The following is an 18,508-nucleotide window of genomic DNA, read 5'->3' on the forward strand; positions in this document are numbered from 1 at the left end:
CGAAAATGCTTGGATTTGGCAGGCCTGGGGCCGGGCGATGCGGAACCGTCGCGAAGAAGGACGGAAGGGGCGATTAAGCCAGGCGCGACCTGCAAAGGGTGATCAGTGTTTGCATGATGAACCTCCTTTGCTGTCGGGTTGGGGGAAAGGCGCGCATCTTAGGCGCGCCGACCGGGGTGACGCAAGCGCTGTCATTGGCTCTTTCTGCGTTAGCTGTTGTGGTTTCAACTCAAGCGTTCTAGCACGGCCCTTCCCGGAATCCCTAGGGTTTGCGCGCTGGTTTGGTGCCCACATCGATGTGAGGATCCGAGCATCGATGTTGAAGCAGCCACCAAACGCCCCTTCCCAGGAGGCTGAGCGAATCGTCGTGGAAGGGGTTGAGCGACATGGATGTCGCGAGAGCAGCGATGGGCCAGGGATGGCCCTTCGCGACGTGCCCCTGGAGCGATGATGGAGCGAGGGAAGTCTGGCTTAAGCCAGACCCGTATGGAGGGGCAAGCCCTTTTGGTTACTTTTCTGGCGATTGAGAAAAGCGACTCGCCCGGGAGGGCGAAACCAGAGTCACCCGCAAAGCTCGGCAATCAGCTGGGCTCAAATCTTCTAGCAACACTTAACGCAGACAGAGCGCTGTCATTCACCGCCAACGGCGAAGTTGGGCAGGCTGTCCACCGGCTGGGCGAAGTCGAAGGGGATGGACTCCAGGGCCAGGCCGACGTTGCGCTGGATGACGAAATGCAGGTGCGGGCCGGTGCTGTTGCCGGTGTTGCCGGAGCGGCCGATCTGCTCGCCGAGCACCACACGCTGGCCTTCCTGGACCTGCACCGAGCCCTTCATGAGGTGCAGGTAGACGCCCATGGTGCCGTCGTCGTGGAGGATGCGCACGAAGTTGCCGGAGGGGTTCTCGCCCCGGCCGCTCTGGCGGTTCTCGGTCTTGACCACCATGCCGGCGCGGGCGGCGACGATGGGCGTGCCCTCGGGCATGGCCACGTCCTGGGCATAGCGGCCCTTGGGGGTGAAGTGGCTGTACTGGCCGTTGGCGCCCTGGGTCAGGCGGAAGGGGCCGCCGAGCCAGGGCAGCGGGTAACGGTACAGCGAGGGTTGCTGCCGGGGGTCGCCCAGGGCGTAGCGCAGGCGCGGCTTGTAGCGCAGGGCCTTGCCGGGGTTCTCGGGGCTGAGGGTGACCAGGCGGATCTTGCTGCGCGGTGGCAGCACCCAGCGGATCGGCCGGCCGGGGTCGCCGACGGCGTTGCTGACGTTCTCCAGGCTCAGCTCGACTTCCACCGGGGCGAACAGGTCGTTGCGCACCAGCAGGGTCTCGCCGGCGTCGTGTTTCTGGGTCTCCAGCTTCACCGAGCGGTCCAGCCGCTCCACCATGCGGTCGCGGAAGACGAACACCTGGGCGCCGGAGACGGCCTTGTCGGTGTAGGTCACCACGCCGTTGGCGTCGGTGTACTTGTAGATGGTCAGTGCGCTGGCGGGCATGGCGGCCACCAGCAAGCAGCAGAGGAGTAGAGCGCGCCCTGGCATGACTGCACGTTTCATGAGTGTTATGAGCTGGCAAGCCTAGCAGCGCCGCCGGTCCTGTGCGAGGCGCCGGCGGTCGGGCTGTGACGGGGTTGGCTGGGGGGCCGGTCCGGGCGGACCGGCGGGCATCAGGCGCCGGGGACGAAGTGCTTCTGGGCGGTGCCGCGGGCGATCAGGCGCGACAGGTAGTCGAGCTTCTGCGGGTCGCGGTCGACGAAGCGGAAGGTGAGCTGCAGCCACTCGCTGTCGGGCTTGGGCTCCAACGCGGCGACGGCGTGCAGGTAGCCGTTGAGGCGCGCCACTTCGCCACCCTCGCCCTGCTCCAGGTCGAGCACGGCGCTTTCCAGCACCTGGGGCAGCGGGTCGCCGCGCTTCACCACCAGGTGGGCATCCTTGAGGCTGATGGTCTTGATCACGCAGGAGAGCACCGCCGAGGGCAGGCGCAGCTGGGCCTGGCCTCGGCCGGCGGGCACCTTGGGCGCGGCGCTCTTGGCTGGCGCGGCGAAGGCAGCGGCGGCCTGGACCGCCGGCTTGGCGCTGGGGCTTTTGGGCTTGACCACGTCGGCGCCCTTGCCGCCGGTCAGTGCCGCCAGGGAATCGTTGGCGAAGCCGCCGGTGCTGAGCATCTTGGGCGGTGCGGAGGCGGCCAGAGCTTCGAGGCGGCCGGCGCGGGCCAGCTGCTTCTTGACCTTGGTCACCAGCTGGTCGTTGGAGAAGGGCTTGCCGATGTAGTCGGAGACGCCGGCCTGGATGGCCTGCACCACGTTCTCCTTGTCGCCACGGCTGGTGACCATGACGAAAGGCGTGGTCTTGTGGCTTTCCTCGGCGCGGCACCAGGTGAGCAGTTCGAGGCCGGACATCTCCGGCATCTCCCAGTCGCAGAGGATCAGGTCCACCGACGAGCGGCTGAGCATCTGCTGGGCCTTGCGGCCGTTCACTGCTTCTTCGATCTGGATACCCGGGAAATGGTCGCGCAGGCCCTTTTTCACCAGGTCACGAATAAAGGACGCGTCGTCCACCACCAGCACAGTAACTTTGCTCATCAACCACTCCTCTCAGACCGGACCTAAGCATAGCTGCGGGCGATAGCGCTGTGCCAAATAGAATGCGCCCCGGGCAAGCCGGGGCGCGACGGGTCCAGCGGGAAAAGGGCGACCGGTCCGTAGGCGAAGCTTACTCGGACTTGGCCGAGCCCTTCACCTCTTCCTGCATGCGGGCCAGGCCCATATGGCGCACGTCGGTGCCGCGAACCAGGTAGATCACCAGTTCGGCGATGTTGCGCGCGTGGTCACCGATGCGTTCCAGCGAGCGCAGGGCCCAGATGACGTTGAGCACGCGGCTGATGGCGCGGGGGTCTTCCATCATGTAGGTGACCAGCTCGCGCAGGGCGGTCTTGTACTCGCGGTCGATGTTCTTGTCGTACTGGGCCACCGACAGGGCCAGGTCGGCGTCGAAGCGGGCGAAGGCGTCCAGCGCCTCCTGGACCATCTTGCGCACCTGGTCGCCGATGTGGCGCACCTCGACGTAGCCCCGGGGCGAGACACCCTCTTCGCACAGCTGGATGGCGCGGCGGGCGATCTTCGAGGATTCGTCGCCGATGCGCTCCAGGTCGATCACCGACTTGGAGATGCTGATGATCAGGCGCAGGTCGGAGGCGGCCGGCTGGCGACGGGCGAGGATGCGCACGCACTCCTCGTCGATGTTGCGCTCCATCTGGTTGATCTGGTCGTCGATCTCGCGCACCTGCTGGGCCAGGCCCGAGTCGGCGTCGATCAGCGCGGTGACGGCGTCGTTCACCTGCTTCTCCACCAGGCCGCCCATGGCCAGGAGGTGGCTGCGCACCTCTTCCAGCTCGGCGTTGAACTGCTGGGAGATGTGGTGGGTAAGGCTGTCTTTGTCGATCATTGTTCGCTCCGCGAAAGCTGCAGGCTCCACGCCGCCAGCTACAGGTCATTCGTGTTGTCCGGGTCCACCCGTGGGCGCCCGCGCAGGCGGGGCGCCCCGGCCACTAGCCGTAGCGGCCGGTGATGTAGTCCTCGGTCTGTTTCTTGGCCGGGTTGGTGAACAGCGTATCGGTATCGCCGAACTCGATCAGCTTGCCCATGTACATGAACGCCGTGTAATCGGAGACGCGCGCGGCCTGCTGCATGTTGTGGGTGACGATGACGATGGTGTACTTGCTCTTCAGCTCGTAGATCAGCTCTTCCACCTTGAGGGTGGAGATCGGGTCGAGGGCCGAGCAGGGTTCGTCGAGCAGCAGCACTTCAGGCTCGACCGCGATGGTGCGGGCGATGACCAGGCGCTGCTGCTGGCCACCGGAGAGGCCGAGGGCGGATTCGTGCAGGCGGTCCTTGACCTCGTCCCACAGGGCGGCGCCCTTCAGGGCCCACTCGACGGCCTCGTCGAGTACGCGCTTCTTGTTGATGCCCTGGATGCGCAGGCCGTAGACGACGTTCTCGTAGATGCTCTTGGGGAAGGGGTTGGGCTTCTGGAACACCATGCCGACGCGACGGCGCAGCTCGGCCACCTCCTCGCCCTTGCGGTAGATGTTGTTGCCGTCCAGGCGGATCTCGCCGTCCACGCGGCAGCCGTCCACCAGGTCGTTCATGCGGTTGAAGCAGCGCAGCAGGGTCGACTTGCCGCAACCGGACGGGCCGATGAAGGCGGTCACGCGCTGCTTGGGGATGTTCATCTGCACGTCGTACAGGGCCTGCTTCTCGCCGTAGAACAGGTTCAGGCCAGGTACCTCCAGCGCGACGGTCTCGTCGGCCAGGTTCAGGCTCTGCTTGCCGCGGCCCAGGGCGGAGATGTTGACGCCGTGGCTGTGGGTCTCGTGTTGCATGGTCTCGCTCCGTTCGTAGCCGGTGGCTACGCGCTCAGGTATTCAGGCGCGGCGGCCCAGGGGGCCGCCGGGCGTTCGATCAGTTTTCCAGCGCCTTGTACTTCTCGCGCAGGTGGTTGCGGATGGCCACGGCCGAGAAGTTCAGCAGGGCGATCACCAGCACCAGCAGCAGCGCGGTGGCGTACACCAGCGGGCGGGCGGCCTCGACGTTGGGGCTCTGGAAGCCGACGTCGTAGATGTGGAAGCCCAGGTGCATGATCTTCTGGTCCAGGTGCAGGTACGGGTAGTTGCCGTCCACCGGCAGGCTCGGCGCCAGCTTCACCACGCCCACCAGCATCAGCGGCGCCACTTCGCCGGCGGCGCGGGCCACGGCGAGGATCAGGCCGGTCATCATGGCCGGGCTGGCCATCGGCAGGACGATCTTCCACAAGGTCTCGGCCTTGGTCGCGCCGAGGGCCAGGGAGCCTTCGCGCACCGCACGGGGGATGCGTGCCAGGCCTTCCTCGGTGGCGACGATCACCACCGGCACGGCGAGGATCGCCAGGGTCAGCGAGGCCCAGAGCAGGCCCGGGGTGCCGAAGGTCGGCGCCGGGGCGGCTTCGGGGAAGAACATGCGGTCCAGCGAGCCGCCCACCACGTAGACGAAGAAGCCCAGGCCGAACACGCCGTAAACGATGGCCGGGACGCCGGCCAGGTTGTTCACGGCAATGCGGATGATGCGGGTCAGCAGGCCCTGCTTGGCGTACTCGCGCAGGTAGATGGCCGCCACCACGCCGAAGGGGGTGACGATCACGGCCATGATGAGGGTCATCATCACGGTGCCGAAGATGGCCGGGAAGATACCGCCCTCGGTGTTGGCCTCACGCGGGTCATCGGCGAGGAACTCCCAGAGCTTCTTGAAGTAGAAACCCAGCTTCTCGAACAGACCCATGGCGTTGGGCTGGTAGGCGTGTACCACCTTGCCCAGGGTGATTTCCTGTTCCTGGCCACCGGCTTCGCGCACCACCACGCTGTCGCGGTTGAAGGCCTGGTGCAGCTCGGTCAACTGGCCTTCGAGGGTCTTGTAGCGGGCCTCCAGCTCGGCGCGACGGGCCGCCAGGTCAGCCTGGGCCACGGCGTCCAGCTCACCCTTGAGTTCCAGCTTGCGGCCTTCCAGGCGCAGGCGCTCGAGGCCGTGGTTGATGCCGCCAATCTCCTTCTTCTCCAGCCGGTAGAGCTGGGCGTAGAGGTCGTCGACGCGCTTGAGGCGCTCCTGCAGCACCGGCATGGCGGCCTCGCCTTCGGCGATCACCTTGCCGTTCTCCTTCACGCTCACCAGACGGCCGTAGAAGTTGCCCCACTCGCGGCGCTCCATGGCGATCAGGTCGGCGGGCTTCTGCGGGTCCTTCAGCCACTCGCCCACCACCCAGGTGAAATCCGCACCATAGACTTCGCGGTTGCCCACCTTGAGCAGTTCGCGGGTCATGAACTCGGGGCTGTCGTCCTGCACCGGCAGGCCGGCGCTCTTGAGGCGCGCGCTGGGCACTTCCTCGACCTGCACCGCTTCACCGATCACCGCCTTGGGGGCCTGGCCGGGGATGCTGTACTGCGCTTCGACCAGGTCGGCCGGCCAGAAGTGGGCCAGGCCGCGCACGGCGATCACCGAGAGCAGGCCGATGGTCATGATGACGGCGATGGCCACGGCGCCACCGCTCATCCAGACGCCCGGCGCGCCGCTCTCGAACCAGTTCTTGAGGGAAACCTTTTTCACGGATGTCTCCAACTCGTGAGTCTTCCAGTGCCTCCCGCCCGGGGCCGGAGGCGCTTGTTTGTCCACACCCCCTCCCGCCGGGAGGGGGCCGCCTTACAGGGATGCGTACTTCTTGCGCAGACGCTGGCGGATCAGCTCGGCCAGGGTGTTCATCACGAAGGTGAACGAGAGCAGCACCAGCGCGGCGAGGAACAGCACGCGGTAGTGCGAGCCGCCCACTTCGGATTCCGGCATCTCCACCGCGACGTTGGCCGCCAGGGTGCGCATGCCTTCGAAGATGTTCACTTCCATCACCGGGGTGTTGCCGGTGGCCATCAGCACGATCATGGTCTCGCCCACCGCACGGCCGAGGCCGATCATCAGGGCGGAGAAGATGCCCGGGCTGGCGGTGAGGATCACCACGCGGGTCAGCGTCTGCCAGGGCGTGGCACCCAGGGCCAGGGAGCCGTAGGTGAGGCTCTTGGGCACGCTGAAGATGGCGTCTTCGGCGATGGAGAAGATGTTCGGGATCACCGCGAAGCCCATGGCCAAGCCGACGATCAGGGCGTTGCGCTGGTCGTAGGTGATGCCCAGGTCATTGCTGATCCACAGGCGCATGTCACCGCCGAAGAACCAGGTCTCCAGCAGCGGGCTCATGCCCAGGGCGAACCAGCCCACCAGCAGCACGACGGGGATCAGGATGGCGGCTTCGAAGCCGTCCGGCACGCGCAGGCGCACCGACTCTGGCAGGCGGCTCCAGATGAAGCCGGCCAGCAGGATGCCGATGGGGGTCAGCAGCAGCAGGCTGAAGATGCCCGGCAGGTGGCCTTCGACGTAGGGCGCCAGGAACAGGCCGGCGAAGAAGCCGAGGATCACCGTCGGCAGCGCTTCCATCAGTTCGATCACCGGCTTGACCTTGCGGCGCATGCCGGGGGCCATGAAGTAGGCGGTGTAGATGGCGGCGGCGATGGCCAGCGGGGCGGCCAGCAGCATGGCGTAGAAGGCGGCCTTGAGGGTGCCGAAGGTCAGCGGCGCCAGGCTCAGCTTGGGCTCGAAGTCGGTGTTGGCGGCAGTGGACTGCCAGACGTACTTGGGTTCGTCGTAGCTCTCGTACCAGACCTTGCTCCACAGCGCGCTCCAGGAGACTTCCGGGTGCGGGTTGGACAGGCGGAACGGCAGGAACTTGCCGTCGGCCTCCACCACCACGCGGTTGGCGCGAGGCGACAGGGCCAGCACGCCGGCGCCTTCGGTCACCGGCTCGATCAGCAGGGTGCGCTCGGCGGTGCTGTGGAAGACGCCGAGCTTGCCGCTGGCATCCAGGCCGAGAAAGCCCTTGCGGCGCTCTTCCGGGGCGATCTGCACCACCGGGGCGCTGCCCAGCTGGAAGCTGCGGATGAGGGTCAGGCGTGCTTCGCCGTCGGCGCCACGGACCATGAACCACTGGCCGATGCCACCCTTGGAGTCGCCCACCATGAGGGAGATGCCGCCCAGCAGCAGGGCGCTGGCGGTGGTTTCGCGCTCTCCGTCCTCGAACAGCTTGTAGCGACCGTTGAGGGCGTGCTCACGCAGGCTGAAGACGTCGGCCTGGGCGCGTCCGTTGATCACGTACAGCCACTGCTGGCGCGGGTCGACGTAGATGGCCTTGATCGGCTCGACCATCTGCGGCAGGGCGATGGCGTTCTGCTCGACGGTGGTCTCGCCGGTGAGCATGTTCTCCTGGCTCACCAGCTCCTGCACGTAGAGCTGGTTGCCGGTGGAGCCGGCCAGGACCAGGGTTTCGTCGTTCTGGTTGACGGCCACGTGCTCCAGCGGCTTGCCCTCGGGGTTCAGCGCCATGGGCTTGTCGCCGAAGGGGAAGTCGATGCGCGGGGTGATCACGCGCTTGTTGTCCGGGTAGGTCACCTGGTAGCTGTGCTTGAACAGCAGCACTTGGCCGTTGGACAGGCCGAGCGCCACCAGCGGCTGGCCGGGCTGGTCCTGGCCGATGGAGGCGACGCTGACGCCTTCCGGCAGCGGCAGGGCGACGCGCTTGAGCTCGGCACCGTCCTTCGTGGCGAAGAACACCGCCTCGCCCTTGTCGGAAACGCGCATGCCCACCTGGTTCTGCTCTTCCAGGGTCAGCAGCAGCGGCTTGCCGGTCTCCTGTTGCAGCCAGGCAGGCGCCTGCACCTGCTTCGCGGTCAGCTCGGCACCCTTGAACAGGGGCAGCACCACGTAGGCGAGGTAGAAGAAGATCAGGGTGATGGCCGCAAGGACCGCCAAGCCACCCACCAGCACATACCAGCGGGTCAGGTTGTCTTTCAGCGCGCGGATGCGACGCTTGCGCTGCAGCGCCGGCGTATTGAAGTCGATGCGCGCGGGGGGATTCGTCGAGGTCATGGGGGAACTGGCCAGGTCATTCATGGGGCACACCCTAAAGCCTTCGTATGACAGAAAGATGACAGCGTGGTGACGCAACGAAGCCCGCCCGGGGCGTGATGCCGGGGGCGGGCCTTCGCGCCGGGGATCACCCGACGCCGTCGCATCCTTGCGGGGCGGCCGATGGGGTAGGCCGCCCCTTCATCTGTCCTGGATTACAGGCCCAGATCCTTCAGGGTCTTCTCGGCCACCTTGGCCGGCAGCGGGATGTAGCCGTCTTTCACCACAACCTGCTGACCCTGCTGGGACAGCACCAGCTTGATGAACTCGGCTTCCAGCGGGGCCAGAGGCTTGTTCGGGGCCTTGTTGACGTAGACGTAGAGGAAGCGGGACAGCGGGTAGCTGCCGTTCAGGGCATTCTGCTCGTTGTCTTCAACGAACTCGCCGCCTTCCTTCTTGGCCAGGGCCACGGTCTTCACGCTGGACGTCTTGTAGCCGATGCCGGAGTAGCCGATGCCGTTCAGGGACTGGCTGATGGACTGCACCACGGAGGCGGAGCCTGGCTGCTCGTTGACGTTGGCCTTGAAGTCGCCTTTGCACAGGGCTTCTTCCTTGAAGTAACCGTAGGTGCCGGATACCGAGTTGCGGCCGAACAGCTGGATCGGCTTGTCGGCCAGGTCGCCGGTCACGCCCAGCTCACCCCAGGTCTTGATGTTGCTCTTGCCACCGCACAGGCGGTTGGCGGAGAAGATGGCGTCGACCTGCTGCATGGTCAGGCCTTTGATGGGGTTGTCCTTGTGCACGAAGATCGCCAGGGCGTCGACGGCCACCGGGACGGCGGTGGGCTTGTAGCCGTACTTCTGCTCGAAGGCCTGCAGCTCGACGTCCTTCATCTTGCGGCTCATCGGGCCGAGGTTGGCGGTGCCCTCGGTCAGGGCCGGCGGCGCGGTGGAGGAACCGGCAGCCTGGATCTGGATGTTCACGTTGGGGTATTCGCGCTTGTACGCTTCGGCCCACAGGGTCATCAGGTTGGCCAGGGTGTCCGAACCGACGCTGGAGAGGTTGCCCGACACACCGGTGGTCTTGGTGTAGGACGGGATGGACGGGTCGACGGCGGCAACCGCGCTGGCGGTGGCAACGCCGGCGGCGACGAAGGTCAGGGCCGCCATCAAACGCTTCAGTTTCATGCCTTGCTCCTAGCAGAGGATAGGGTTGGATGAGTCGGGGGCCAGTATCGGAAGGCCGTGTGAACACTCTATGACCCGAATATGACAATTGGATGAATGGCCATCATGCCGGTCCAACCCCTGGCGACCGCCACTCATCCCGACAGGAAGCCCACCAGGCCCGCTCAAGGAGAACACCATGAAAGCGCTGCACCTGCTGCCCCTCAGCCTCGCCGTCCTCTGTGCCGCCTGCGGCGAGCGTGCCGCCCTGCAGGTGGCCGACGGCACCGGCCCCACCCCGCAGCTGCCCCCGCCGAACAAGACCCTGGTCCCCACGGTGAACATCGCCCCCGCCACCGGCTGGCCCGCAGGCGGCCGTCCCCAGGCCACCCAGGGCACCGAGGTGAAGGCCTTCGCCGAAGGCCTGGACCACCCGCGCTGGCTGTACCTGCTGCCCAACGGCGACGTGCTGGTGGCCGAGAGCAACGCCCCGGCCAGTGACGGCGGCTTCAGCCTCAAGGGCTGGATCGCCGGCAAGATCATGGAGAAGGCCGGCGCCCGCACCCCCAGCGCCGACCGCATCACCCTGCTGCGGGACACCGACGGCGACGGCGTGGCCGACCTGAAGACGCCCTTCCTGGAAAACCTGCATTCGCCCTTCGGCATGGCCCTGGTGGACGACACCCTGTATGTCGCCAACGCCGACGCCCTGGTGCGCGTGCCCTACCAGGAAGGCCAGACGCGCATCGACGCCACGCCGCAGCAGGTCACCGACCTGCCGGCGGGCATCAACCACCACTGGACCAAGAACGTCATCGCCAGCCGCGACGGCACCCGGCTCTATGTCACCGTCGGCTCCAACAGCAACGTCGGCGAGAACGGCCTGGAGATGGAGCAAGGCCGCGCCGCGATCTGGGAAGTGGACCGCGCCAGCGGCACCAAGCGCCTGTTCGCCGGCGGCCTGCGCAACCCCAACGGCCTGGCCTGGGAACCGGACAGCGGCGCGCTGTGGACGGCGGTGAACGAGCGTGACGAGATCGGCAGCGACCTGGTGCCCGACTACATCACCTCGGTGAAGGACGGCGGCTTCTACGGCTGGCCCTGGAGCTACTACGGCCAGCACGTCGACGAGCGCGTGCAACCGGCCAACCCGGAGAAGGTCGCCAGCGCCCTGGTGCCGGACTACGCCCTGGGCCCGCACACCGCCTCCCTCGGCATCGCCTTCGGCCGCGGCAGCGCCCTGCCGGATTTCCAGAACGGCCTGTTCGTCGCCCAGCACGGCTCCTGGAACCGCAAACCCCACAGCGGCTACAAGGTGATCTTCGTGCCCTTCAAGGATGGCAAGCCCAATGGCCAGCCGGTGGACGTGCTCACCGGCTTCCTCGACGCCGACGGCAACGCCCAGGGCCGCCCCGTGGACGTGCGCCTGGACGCCCAGGGCGCCCTACTGGTGACCGACGACGTGGGCAACACGGTCTGGCGGGTGACCCCCACCGCCCGGTGATAACCGGGCCAACCCCGCAGCGCAAAGAGCCGCCCCGTACGTGACGGCCATGTAGGGTGGGCCGGGCGGCGTTCCGCTTCAGCCCACCAGCGGTGCTCAGCGTGGGCTGAAGCCCAGCCTACGGGAATACCCCAGAAGTGCTCCCTGCAGGCGCATGGCGCCCGTCACCGCGGCGCCATGCGCTCGATCAGCGCTTCTGCCCGATCAGGTACAGACCGATGAACACCGCCACCCCGCACAGGGCCGCCACGTAGTAGGCCGGCCCCAGCGGGTCCCACTTCATCAGCAGCGACACGATCATCGGCGTCAGCCCGCCGAAGATGGCGTAGGCGAGGTTGTAGGAGAACGACAGCCCGGAGAAACGCACCACCGGCGGGAAGGCCTTGACCATCACGTAGGGCACCGCACCGATGGTGCCGACGAACAGCCCGGTCAGCGCATAAAGCGGGAACAGCCAGTCCGGGTGCGCCTTGAGGCTGGAGTAGAAGGTCCAGGAACTGGCCGCCAGCAGCAGCCCGCCCACCAGGAAGGTACGGCCCGCACCGAAACGGTCGGCCAGGGCGCCGGAGGCGATGCAGCCGACGGTCAGGCAGACGATGGCCAGGCTGTTGGCCTTGAGCGCGGTGGCCGCGTCGAAGCCGTACACCGTCTGCAACACGGTGGGGGTCATGAGGATGACGACGACGATGCCAGCCGACAGCACCCAGGTCAGCAGCATGCTGATGGCGATGGCGCCCCGGTGCTCGCGCAGCACCGCCTTCAGCGGCACCTCCTCGGCCAGCGCCTTGCGCTGCTGCAGCTCGGCGAACACTGGCGTCTCGTGCAGCCAGCGGCGCAGGTACACGGAGAACAGGCCGAACACACCGCCCACCAGGAACGGCACGCGCCAGGCCCAGGCCTGCACCTCTTCCGGGGTGTACAGGGTGTTGATCAGGGTCGCCATCAGCGAGCCCAACAGGATGCCGGCGGTGAGGCCCGAGGTGAGCGTTCCGCAGGCGTAGCCGACATGCCGCGCCGGCACGTGCTCGGCCACGAACACCCAGGCGCCGGGGACCTCGCCACCGATGGCCGCGCCCTGGATCACCCGCATCAGCAGCAGCGCCAGCGGCGCCCAGATGCCGATCTGCGCGTAGGTGGGCAGCAGGCCCATCACCAGGGTCGGCACCGCCATGAGGAAGATGCTCAGGGTGAACATGCGCTTGCGCCCCAGCAGGTCGCCGAAGTGCGCCATGACGATGCCCCCCAGCGGCCGCGCCAGGTAGCCGGCGGCGAAGATGCCGAAGGTCTGCAACTGGCGCAGCCACTCGGGCATCTCGGCGGGGAAGAACAGCTTGCCCACCACGGCGGCGAAGAACACGAAGATGATGAAGTCGTAGAACTCGAGGGCGCCGCCCAGGGCGGACAGGGACAGGGTCTTGTAGTCGCTACGGGTCAGGGGACGCGCGGGCGCCTCGGAGGCGGAAACGGTGGCCATGTGGGGTCTCTTGTTCGGGGGGCAGGCAAAGCGTGCCCGCCACTGCGTTGGCGGCGGGCCGGTCCGCAACATAGCAAAAAGGCCTACCGGGCACACAATCTCTGACGTATGACCGCGACAAAGCCCGACCGGGCGGTCGTCGCCCGCCACGCCGACCTATATACTGCGCGCTGTTGCGCACGGACGACGGGCAGTGGGTCGACGGGCGCCCGGGGATTCTTTGCAGGGCAGCGTGCCCTTCCCCGCCCACCGAAGCCAAATCAGAGCAGCACAGGGGTAGAGGCACCCCAGGCATGATCGAGATCGAAGAAGAAGAAAACCTGACTCCCCAGGGCGACCTGGCCCTGCAGATCACCGCGCTCCCGCGCGAAACCAATGGATTCGGCGACATCTACGGCGGCTGGCTGGTCTCCCAGATGGACCTGGCCGGCACCGCCATGGCCAACAAGGTCGCCGGCGGACGCGTCGCCACCGTGGCCATCGACCGCATGGCCTTCCTCGTCCCGGTCGCCGTCGGCGCCCAGCTCTCCTTCTATACCCAGACCCTGGAGATCGGCCGCAGCTCGATCCAGATGCTGGTGGAAGTGTGGAGCGACGACCCCCTCTCCAGTGAATGGCGCAAGGTCACCGAAGCGGTGTTCGTGTTCGTCGCCATCGACGGCAGCGGCCGCACCCGCCCGGTTCCCCGCCGCAGCTGATGCACCGGCCGGCGGGAACCTCGCCGGCCCTGCCCTTGCCCAAGCTCGGTCCATCCCCCACGAGAGAACGCCGATGACCCGCGCGACCACGCAGATCGAACGCATCGAAATGGACCAGCTCGCCTGCTGGCGGGTACTCACCGCCGAAGCCGAGCTGCTGGTCGCCCAGCAGGGCGCCCAGGTGCTCAGCTACCGCCGCCACGGCGAGCAGCCGCTGATCTGGCTCAGCGAACAGGCCGGCTACCAGCGCGGCCAGTCGGTACGCGGCGGCGTGCCGGTGTGCTGGCCCTGGTTCGGCGACCTGCGCCGCAACCCCGATGCCGTGCAGGCGTGCTACCCCGGTGACGGCAACGCCCCCGCCCACGGCCTGGTACGCGGCCTGGACTGGGAGCTGGACGGCGTCGAAGCCCTCGACGGCGAGGTGCAGCTGCGCTTCAGCCTCGACACCCGACGCCAGCCCCTCCCCGGCTGGCCCCACGCCGCCCGCCTGGGCCTCACCCTGCGCCTCGACGCCCAGCGCCTGCACCTGGCCCTGGACACCGAGAACCTCGGCGACGCGCCCCTGGCCATCAGCCAGGCGCTGCACACCTACTTCGCCGTGAGCGACATCCACCAGGCCCGCGTCGAAGGGCTGGACGGCTGCGACTACATCGAGACCCTGGACGGCTGGAGCCGCCGCCGGCAGGCCGGTGACGTGGCCTTCAGCGGCGAGACCGACCGCATCTACCTCGGCGTCCCCCGCCGTGTGGCCATCCACGATGCCGGCTGGAACCGCCGCGTGGTGCTGGAGGCCGAGGGCTCGTCCTCGGCGGTGGTGTGGAACCCCTGGATCGACAAGTCCACCCGCCTCTCCCAGTTCGCCCCCGACGCCTGGCAGCGCATGCTCTGCATCGAGACCGCCCAGGTGATGGACGACGTCCTGCACCTGGCGCCAGGCGCGCGGCACCGCCTCGCGTTCAGCCTGTGGAGCGAAGCGCTCTGATCCCCTCCGGGGGCCGGCATGCGCCCGCCCCCACGCCTCGCTAAAAATCCCGATACATTCTCTCGCTGGTCATCACCCCGGTGACTGGGCAGCATGGCGCGCGTGATTCCCAACCCTATAGAGAGCCTGTGATGCGCCGATTCCTCAGTATCGCCCTGGCCCTGTGCGTCGGCCTGACGCTCAGCCTGGACGCCAACGCCAAGCGGATGGGCGGGGGCAAGACCTCCGGTGCCGCGCCGACCCACCAGACCCAGCAGACCCGCCAGGCCCAGCCCAACACCCCGGCCGCCGCCCCCAACGCAGCGGGCCGCCCGGCTGCCGCCAGCGGTGCCTCGCGCTGGCTCGGCCCGCTGGCCGGCCTCGCCGCCGGTGGCCTGCTGGCCTCCATGTTCATGGGCGACGGCTTCGAAGGCATGCAGATCTTCGACTTCCTGATCATCGCCCTAATCGCCTTCGTCATCTTCCGTTTCATCGCCGCCCGCAAGCGCCAGCAGATGGGCCAGCCGGCCATGGCCGGTGCCGCCGGTGGTGCCCCCTTCCAGCGTGAAATGCCGCAGCAGCAGGCGCCGATCTTCGGCAGCGCCGCCCCGACGGCCCCGGCTCGCGCCTTCAACGCGCCGAGCTGGTTCGACGAAGCCCGCTTTGTCGAGGCCGGTCGCGAGCACTTCCTCGCCCTGCAGCAGCACTGGGACGCCGCGGAGATGGACAAGATCGCCGAGTTCGTCACCCCGCAGATGCTCAACTTCCTCAAGGAAGAACGTGCCAGCCTGGGTGAAGGCTTCCAGTCCACCTACATCGACAACCTGCAGGTGCAGCTGGACGGCATCGACGAACTGGCCGACAAGACCGTCGCCACCCTGACCTTCAGCGGCGTCTCCAAGACCTCCCGCTTCGACCAGGGCGAAGTGTTCAGCGAAAGCTGGCGCATGGAGCGCGTCAACGGCGACAACCAGCCCTGGCTGGTGGCCGGCATCCGCCAGAACTGATCGCGACACTGGCATGAAGAAACCCCGGGCTTGTCCCGGGGTTTTCTTTTGTCGGGCTTGAGGATGAAGGGTGGATAACGCTCTTCGCATCCACCAATTCCCGCCGCCCACCCCCGGTCGGGCTGTACACGATCCGTAGGATGCGCTGAGGCCACGAAGCGCATCGCGTCCACGCCAGGCCGTGGCACCACATGTTGCACCCGGCCCGATGGGCATCGCTGCGCTCAGCGCCATCCTACGGGGGCGTTGACCATGGCTTTGGCGCGGGCCGGGACGCTGCGCGGCATCACACCGTCTCGGTCATCCCCGCGCCCGCCGCCTTGCGCATGCCGATATGAGGGATGTCGTCCTCCAGGTACACCTCGGTCACCGGCTCGAAGCCGAACCGCCCGTAGTACCCCTGCAGGTGCGCCTGGGCCGACAGGTACACCGGCATTCCCGGCCAGAGCCGTTCGCAGGCTTCCAGCGCCTGGGCCATCAGCGGTCGGCCCAGGCCCGCGCCGCGCGCGCTCGCCTCGATCACCACCCGGCCGATGACCACCTCGCCGCCCTGGCGAACCGGGTCCAGCAGGCGCAGGTAGGCCACCAGGCGTTCACCGTCACGGGCCATCAGGTGGTGGGTGTCGCCCACCAGGTCCAGCCCATCCACCTCCAGGTAGGGGCATTTCTGCTCCACCACGAACACCTGGGTGCGCAGGGCGAGGATGGCGTAGAGCGCCTCCTTGGTCAGGGCGTCATGGTGCTGGCAGCTCCAGTCCAGGGTCATGTGCGGGCCTCGCGTAGTCGATCAGGCCGGGCAGTATGCCGGCGCAGCACGTCGCCCCGCGACGGTTTTTCCGACACGCCGGCTACTGTATAAAGCGCATCCCAATGCACGAGGGCCTGTCGCCGTGGAAGAAGTCATCGAACAGCTGCGCGAACTCAACGAACCGGTTCCCGTCCCGCTGGAGCTGCCCGACGAGGAGCTGCTGGTGGAGATCGAGGAACAGTTGCTGATCAACCTGCCCTTCGAACTCCGCGAATTCCTGCTCAAGGTCAGCGACGTGGTCTACGGCCGCCTGGAGCCGGTGACCGTCACCGACCCGCAGTCACACACCTACCTGCCGGAAGTCACCGCCGTGGCCTGGGACCTGGGCCTGCCCCGCGACCTGGTGCCGATCTGCCAGGATGGCGACGACTACTACGTGGTCGACGCCGAGGGCGAGGTGCTGCTGTGGTCCGGCGCCGAGGGCGAGATGACCGACGAGAGCTGGGACTCCGTCTGGCACTGGGCCCGGGACGTCTGGCTCGCCAGCTGAGCCGGCGGGCCTCAGTGGGGCGGCCTGGGCGGGTTCTGCTCCAGGGTCTCCATCAGCGCGATCTGCATCCGTGAATGCACGCGGATCAGCCAGCGCCAGGCCAGTGCGATAACGCCTGCCGCCAGCAGGGCGATGAGCACCAGCAGCTCCACGGTCGGCAGGATGCTCGCCGACAGCGCCATCAGCAGCGGCATGAAGCCCACCAGGGCGAGCAGCGGGATCAGCTCGGCGATCACCTTGCGCACCCGCGCCGTGTGCCGCCCGGCCTTCTCCGGGCGCACGCCCATCTCCGCCAGGAGCATCGACAGCGCCTTGAGCTTGCGGTACGCGGCGATCAGGAAAGGCAGCGAGAGCAGCAGCGCCGCCCCCCAGACCAGCCCCTTCTGCAGGTTCTCCGCAGCCACCCAGTTCGCCACGTGCCCGGTCAGGGCACCGGCGAAGTAGGCGCCCGAGAGGAAGATAGCCACCACCAGCGCGATGTTGATCCCCACCTGCAGCAGGATCTTGCGGATCATCCCCGCCAGCAGCGCGCCCTCGCCGTGAGGCTGGATGCTGCGCAGCCAGTCGCCGTAGTGGTTGAACACCCGGGCGATGCGCGGCGGCACCAGGCTGGCGAGCCGCAGTGACAGCGGGTCGGCGGCACGGATCAGGTAGGGCGTGAGCAGCGTGGTGATGGCCGACACGGCCACCGCCACCGGATAGAGGAAGTCACTGGTCACCTTCAGGGTCATGCCCAGCGCCGCGATGATGAAGGAGAACTCGCCGATCTGGGACAAACCCATCCCCACCCGCAGCGAAGTGCGTCCGTCGTTGCCGGCGATGAAGGCGCCGACGCCGCAGGAGAGCATCTTGCCCAGCACCACGGCGACGGTTATCACCGCGATGGGCCAGGCGTAGTCCAGCAGGATGGCCGGGTCGATCATAAGGCCGATGGCGACGAAGAAGATCGCGCTGAACAGGTCCCGCACCGGCTCCACCAGGCGCTCGATCTGCGCCAGCTGGCGGGACTCGGCCATGATCGCGCCGATCAGGAAGGCCCCCAGCACCATGCTGTACTCCAGCTTCACCACCAGCAGGCAGAAGCCGAAGCACAGCCCCAGCACCGTCACCAGCAGCATCTCGTTGCTCTCGAACTTCGCCACGTAGGCCAGCAGGCGCGGCACCAGCAGGATGCCGATGACCAGCGCGACCACCATGAACAGGCTGAGCTTGCCGACGGTGGCGAACACCTGGCCGGTCTCTACCGAACCGGACAGGGCGATGCCGGACAGCAGCGCAATGATGCCGATGCCGAGGATGTCCTCAACGATCAGCACGCCGAAGATCAGTTGGGCGAAGCGCTCGTGCTTCATCTTCAGGTCGCCCAGGGCCTTGATGATGATGGTGGTGGAGGAGATCGCCAGGATTGCGCCGAGGAATAGCGAGTCCATGGTGCTCCAGCCGAAGAAGCGCCCGATCTCGTAGCCGATCCAGATCATCAGGACGATTTCCAGGAAGGCCGCGATGAAGGCCGTCGCCCCCACCTGGAAGAGCTTGCGCAGGCTGAACTCCAGCCCCAGGCAGAACATGAGGAAGATCACCCCCAGCTCGGCGAGGATCTTGATCGTGTGTTCATCGTGGATCAGCGCGAAGGGCGGCGTATGCGGCCCGATGAGGAAGCCGGCGAGGATGTAGCCCAGCACCACCGGCTGCTTGAAGCGATGGAACAGCACCGTGACCATGGCGGCCACCAGCATGATCACGGCCAGATCCTGGATGAAACTGATGGCATGCATGGCGCACCGGCTCCTCTTGCTCGTCAGTGCGCAGGCGTGGTCGCCGCGCCCGGGGTTACTCCCTTGGCCCCGAAGAGCCACGTAAGAACTCTGGAATGTCTATGTAAGACTTTTCCGGAGAGTAACACCCGGTCTCACGCCATCATTTCCGCGAAACAAACCGAAACAGGTT

At 67.2% G+C, this 18,508-nt stretch carries 15 protein-coding genes; 5 read left to right on the top strand and 10 right to left on the bottom strand.

What is annotated here, in order from left to right:
* Positions 1–630: 630 nt before the first annotated feature.
* The 7 genes from BM198_RS10210 to BM198_RS10240 form a co-directional block, all read right to left on the bottom strand.
* Positions 631–1,527 carry a peptidoglycan DD-metalloendopeptidase family protein gene (locus BM198_RS10210; protein WP_044403464.1) on the bottom strand — a complete coding sequence of 299 codons (897 nt, stop codon included), beginning with the start codon at positions 1,525–1,527 and terminating at the stop codon, positions 631–633.
* Between the two features lie 125 nt (positions 1,528–1,652).
* Complete coding sequence (locus tag BM198_RS10215; protein ID WP_074969713.1) at positions 1,653–2,567, bottom strand: response regulator; 915 nt, start codon at positions 2,565–2,567, stop codon at positions 1,653–1,655.
* Positions 2,568–2,697: 130 nt separating this feature from the next.
* Positions 2,698–3,429 (bottom strand): phosphate signaling complex protein PhoU, encoded by a 732-nt coding sequence (phoU, locus tag BM198_RS10220; RefSeq protein ID WP_044403468.1) that lies wholly within the window; start codon positions 3,427–3,429, stop codon positions 2,698–2,700.
* 103 nt (positions 3,430–3,532) lie between these two features.
* A complete protein-coding gene (gene pstB, locus BM198_RS10225) occupies positions 3,533–4,366 on the bottom strand; it encodes a phosphate ABC transporter ATP-binding protein PstB (RefSeq protein WP_074969715.1) in 834 nt (277 codons plus the stop codon).
* 79 nt (positions 4,367–4,445) lie between these two features.
* Entirely contained in the window at positions 4,446–6,062 is a 1,617-nt protein-coding gene (pstA, locus tag BM198_RS10230; protein ID WP_139233608.1) for a phosphate ABC transporter permease PstA, read from the bottom strand.
* A 147-nt stretch (positions 6,063–6,209) separates the two neighbouring features.
* On the bottom strand, positions 6,210–8,498 hold the full coding sequence (locus tag BM198_RS10235) for an ABC transporter permease subunit (RefSeq protein ID WP_074969720.1): 2,289 nt from the start codon (positions 8,496–8,498) through the stop codon (positions 6,210–6,212).
* A gap of 170 nt (positions 8,499–8,668) precedes the next feature.
* Positions 8,669–9,640, bottom strand: a complete 972-nt coding sequence (locus BM198_RS10240; RefSeq protein ID WP_074969722.1) for a phosphate ABC transporter substrate-binding protein PstS — start codon at positions 9,638–9,640, stop codon at positions 8,669–8,671.
* A 178-nt stretch (positions 9,641–9,818) separates the two neighbouring features.
* On the opposite strand from BM198_RS10240, the gene BM198_RS10245 reads away from it, so the two are divergent.
* The gene (locus BM198_RS10245) at positions 9,819–11,123 is read left to right on the top strand and encodes a PQQ-dependent sugar dehydrogenase (protein ID WP_074969724.1); all 1,305 of its coding nucleotides are present in this window, start codon (positions 9,819–9,821) and stop codon (positions 11,121–11,123) included.
* A gap of 187 nt (positions 11,124–11,310) precedes the next feature.
* On the opposite strand, the gene BM198_RS10250 is transcribed toward BM198_RS10245, so the two are convergent.
* On the bottom strand, positions 11,311–12,597 hold the full coding sequence (locus BM198_RS10250; RefSeq protein WP_074969726.1) for an MFS transporter: 1,287 nt from the start codon (positions 12,595–12,597) through the stop codon (positions 11,311–11,313).
* Positions 12,598–12,890: 293 nt separating this feature from the next.
* Here BM198_RS10250 and BM198_RS10255 point away from each other — a divergent pair, with 293 nt between their 5' ends.
* The 3 genes from BM198_RS10255 to BM198_RS10265 all read left to right on the top strand — a co-directional run bounded on the left by BM198_RS10255 (position 12,891) and on the right by BM198_RS10265 (position 15,263).
* Positions 12,891–13,295, top strand: a complete 405-nt coding sequence (locus BM198_RS10255; RefSeq protein ID WP_044409881.1) for an acyl-CoA thioesterase — start codon at positions 12,891–12,893, stop codon at positions 13,293–13,295.
* A 73-nt stretch (positions 13,296–13,368) separates the two neighbouring features.
* The gene (locus tag BM198_RS10260; protein ID WP_074969728.1) at positions 13,369–14,277 is read left to right on the top strand and encodes a D-hexose-6-phosphate mutarotase; all 909 of its coding nucleotides are present in this window, start codon (positions 13,369–13,371) and stop codon (positions 14,275–14,277) included.
* 131 nt (positions 14,278–14,408) lie between these two features.
* Entirely contained in the window at positions 14,409–15,263 is an 855-nt protein-coding gene (locus BM198_RS10265) for a Tim44 domain-containing protein (protein WP_074969729.1), read from the top strand.
* Between the two features lie 286 nt (positions 15,264–15,549).
* Here BM198_RS10265 and BM198_RS10270 read toward each other — a convergent pair whose 3' ends face one another.
* Positions 15,550–16,029 carry a GNAT family N-acetyltransferase gene (locus BM198_RS10270; protein ID WP_074969731.1) on the bottom strand — a complete coding sequence of 160 codons (480 nt, stop codon included), beginning with the start codon at positions 16,027–16,029 and terminating at the stop codon, positions 15,550–15,552.
* Between the two features lie 124 nt (positions 16,030–16,153).
* On the opposite strand from BM198_RS10270, the gene BM198_RS10275 reads away from it, so the two are divergent.
* The gene (locus BM198_RS10275) at positions 16,154–16,561 is read left to right on the top strand and encodes an SMI1/KNR4 family protein (protein WP_074969733.1); all 408 of its coding nucleotides are present in this window, start codon (positions 16,154–16,156) and stop codon (positions 16,559–16,561) included.
* Positions 16,562–16,572: 11 nt separating this feature from the next.
* Here BM198_RS10275 and BM198_RS10280 read toward each other — a convergent pair whose 3' ends face one another.
* On the bottom strand, positions 16,573–18,336 hold the full coding sequence (locus BM198_RS10280) for a cation:proton antiporter (protein WP_074969735.1): 1,764 nt from the start codon (positions 18,334–18,336) through the stop codon (positions 16,573–16,575).
* Positions 18,337–18,508 lie beyond the last annotated feature (172 nt).

The organism is Metapseudomonas otitidis (genome assembly GCF_900111835.1).
Classification (GTDB): domain Bacteria; phylum Pseudomonadota; class Gammaproteobacteria; order Pseudomonadales; family Pseudomonadaceae; genus Metapseudomonas; species Metapseudomonas otitidis.

Coding starts and splice junctions, on each gene's coding strand:
- BM198_RS10210 (WP_044403464.1), bottom strand. CDS start 1,527: ATGCCAGGGCGCGCTCTACTCCTCTGCTGCTTGCTGGTGGCCGCCATG.
- BM198_RS10215 (WP_074969713.1), bottom strand. CDS start 2,567: ATGAGCAAAGTTACTGTGCTGGTGGTGGACGACGCGTCCTTTATTCGT.
- phoU (WP_044403468.1), bottom strand. CDS start 3,429: ATGATCGACAAAGACAGCCTTACCCACCACATCTCCCAGCAGTTCAAC.
- pstB (WP_074969715.1), bottom strand. CDS start 4,366: ATGCAACACGAGACCCACAGCCACGGCGTCAACATCTCCGCCCTGGGC.
- pstA (WP_139233608.1), bottom strand. CDS start 6,062: ATGAGCGGTGGCGCCGTGGCCATCGCCGTCATCATGACCATCGGCCTG.
- BM198_RS10235 (WP_074969720.1), bottom strand. CDS start 8,498: ATGAATGACCTGGCCAGTTCCCCCATGACCTCGACGAATCCCCCCGCG.
- BM198_RS10240 (WP_074969722.1), bottom strand. CDS start 9,640: ATGAAACTGAAGCGTTTGATGGCGGCCCTGACCTTCGTCGCCGCCGGC.
- BM198_RS10245 (WP_074969724.1), top strand. CDS start 9,819: ATGAAAGCGCTGCACCTGCTGCCCCTCAGCCTCGCCGTCCTCTGTGCC.
- BM198_RS10250 (WP_074969726.1), bottom strand. CDS start 12,597: ATGGCCACCGTTTCCGCCTCCGAGGCGCCCGCGCGTCCCCTGACCCGT.
- BM198_RS10255 (WP_044409881.1), top strand. CDS start 12,891: ATGATCGAGATCGAAGAAGAAGAAAACCTGACTCCCCAGGGCGACCTG.
- BM198_RS10260 (WP_074969728.1), top strand. CDS start 13,369: ATGACCCGCGCGACCACGCAGATCGAACGCATCGAAATGGACCAGCTC.
- BM198_RS10265 (WP_074969729.1), top strand. CDS start 14,409: ATGCGCCGATTCCTCAGTATCGCCCTGGCCCTGTGCGTCGGCCTGACG.
- BM198_RS10270 (WP_074969731.1), bottom strand. CDS start 16,029: ATGACCCTGGACTGGAGCTGCCAGCACCATGACGCCCTGACCAAGGAG.
- BM198_RS10280 (WP_074969735.1), bottom strand. CDS start 18,336: ATGCATGCCATCAGTTTCATCCAGGATCTGGCCGTGATCATGCTGGTG.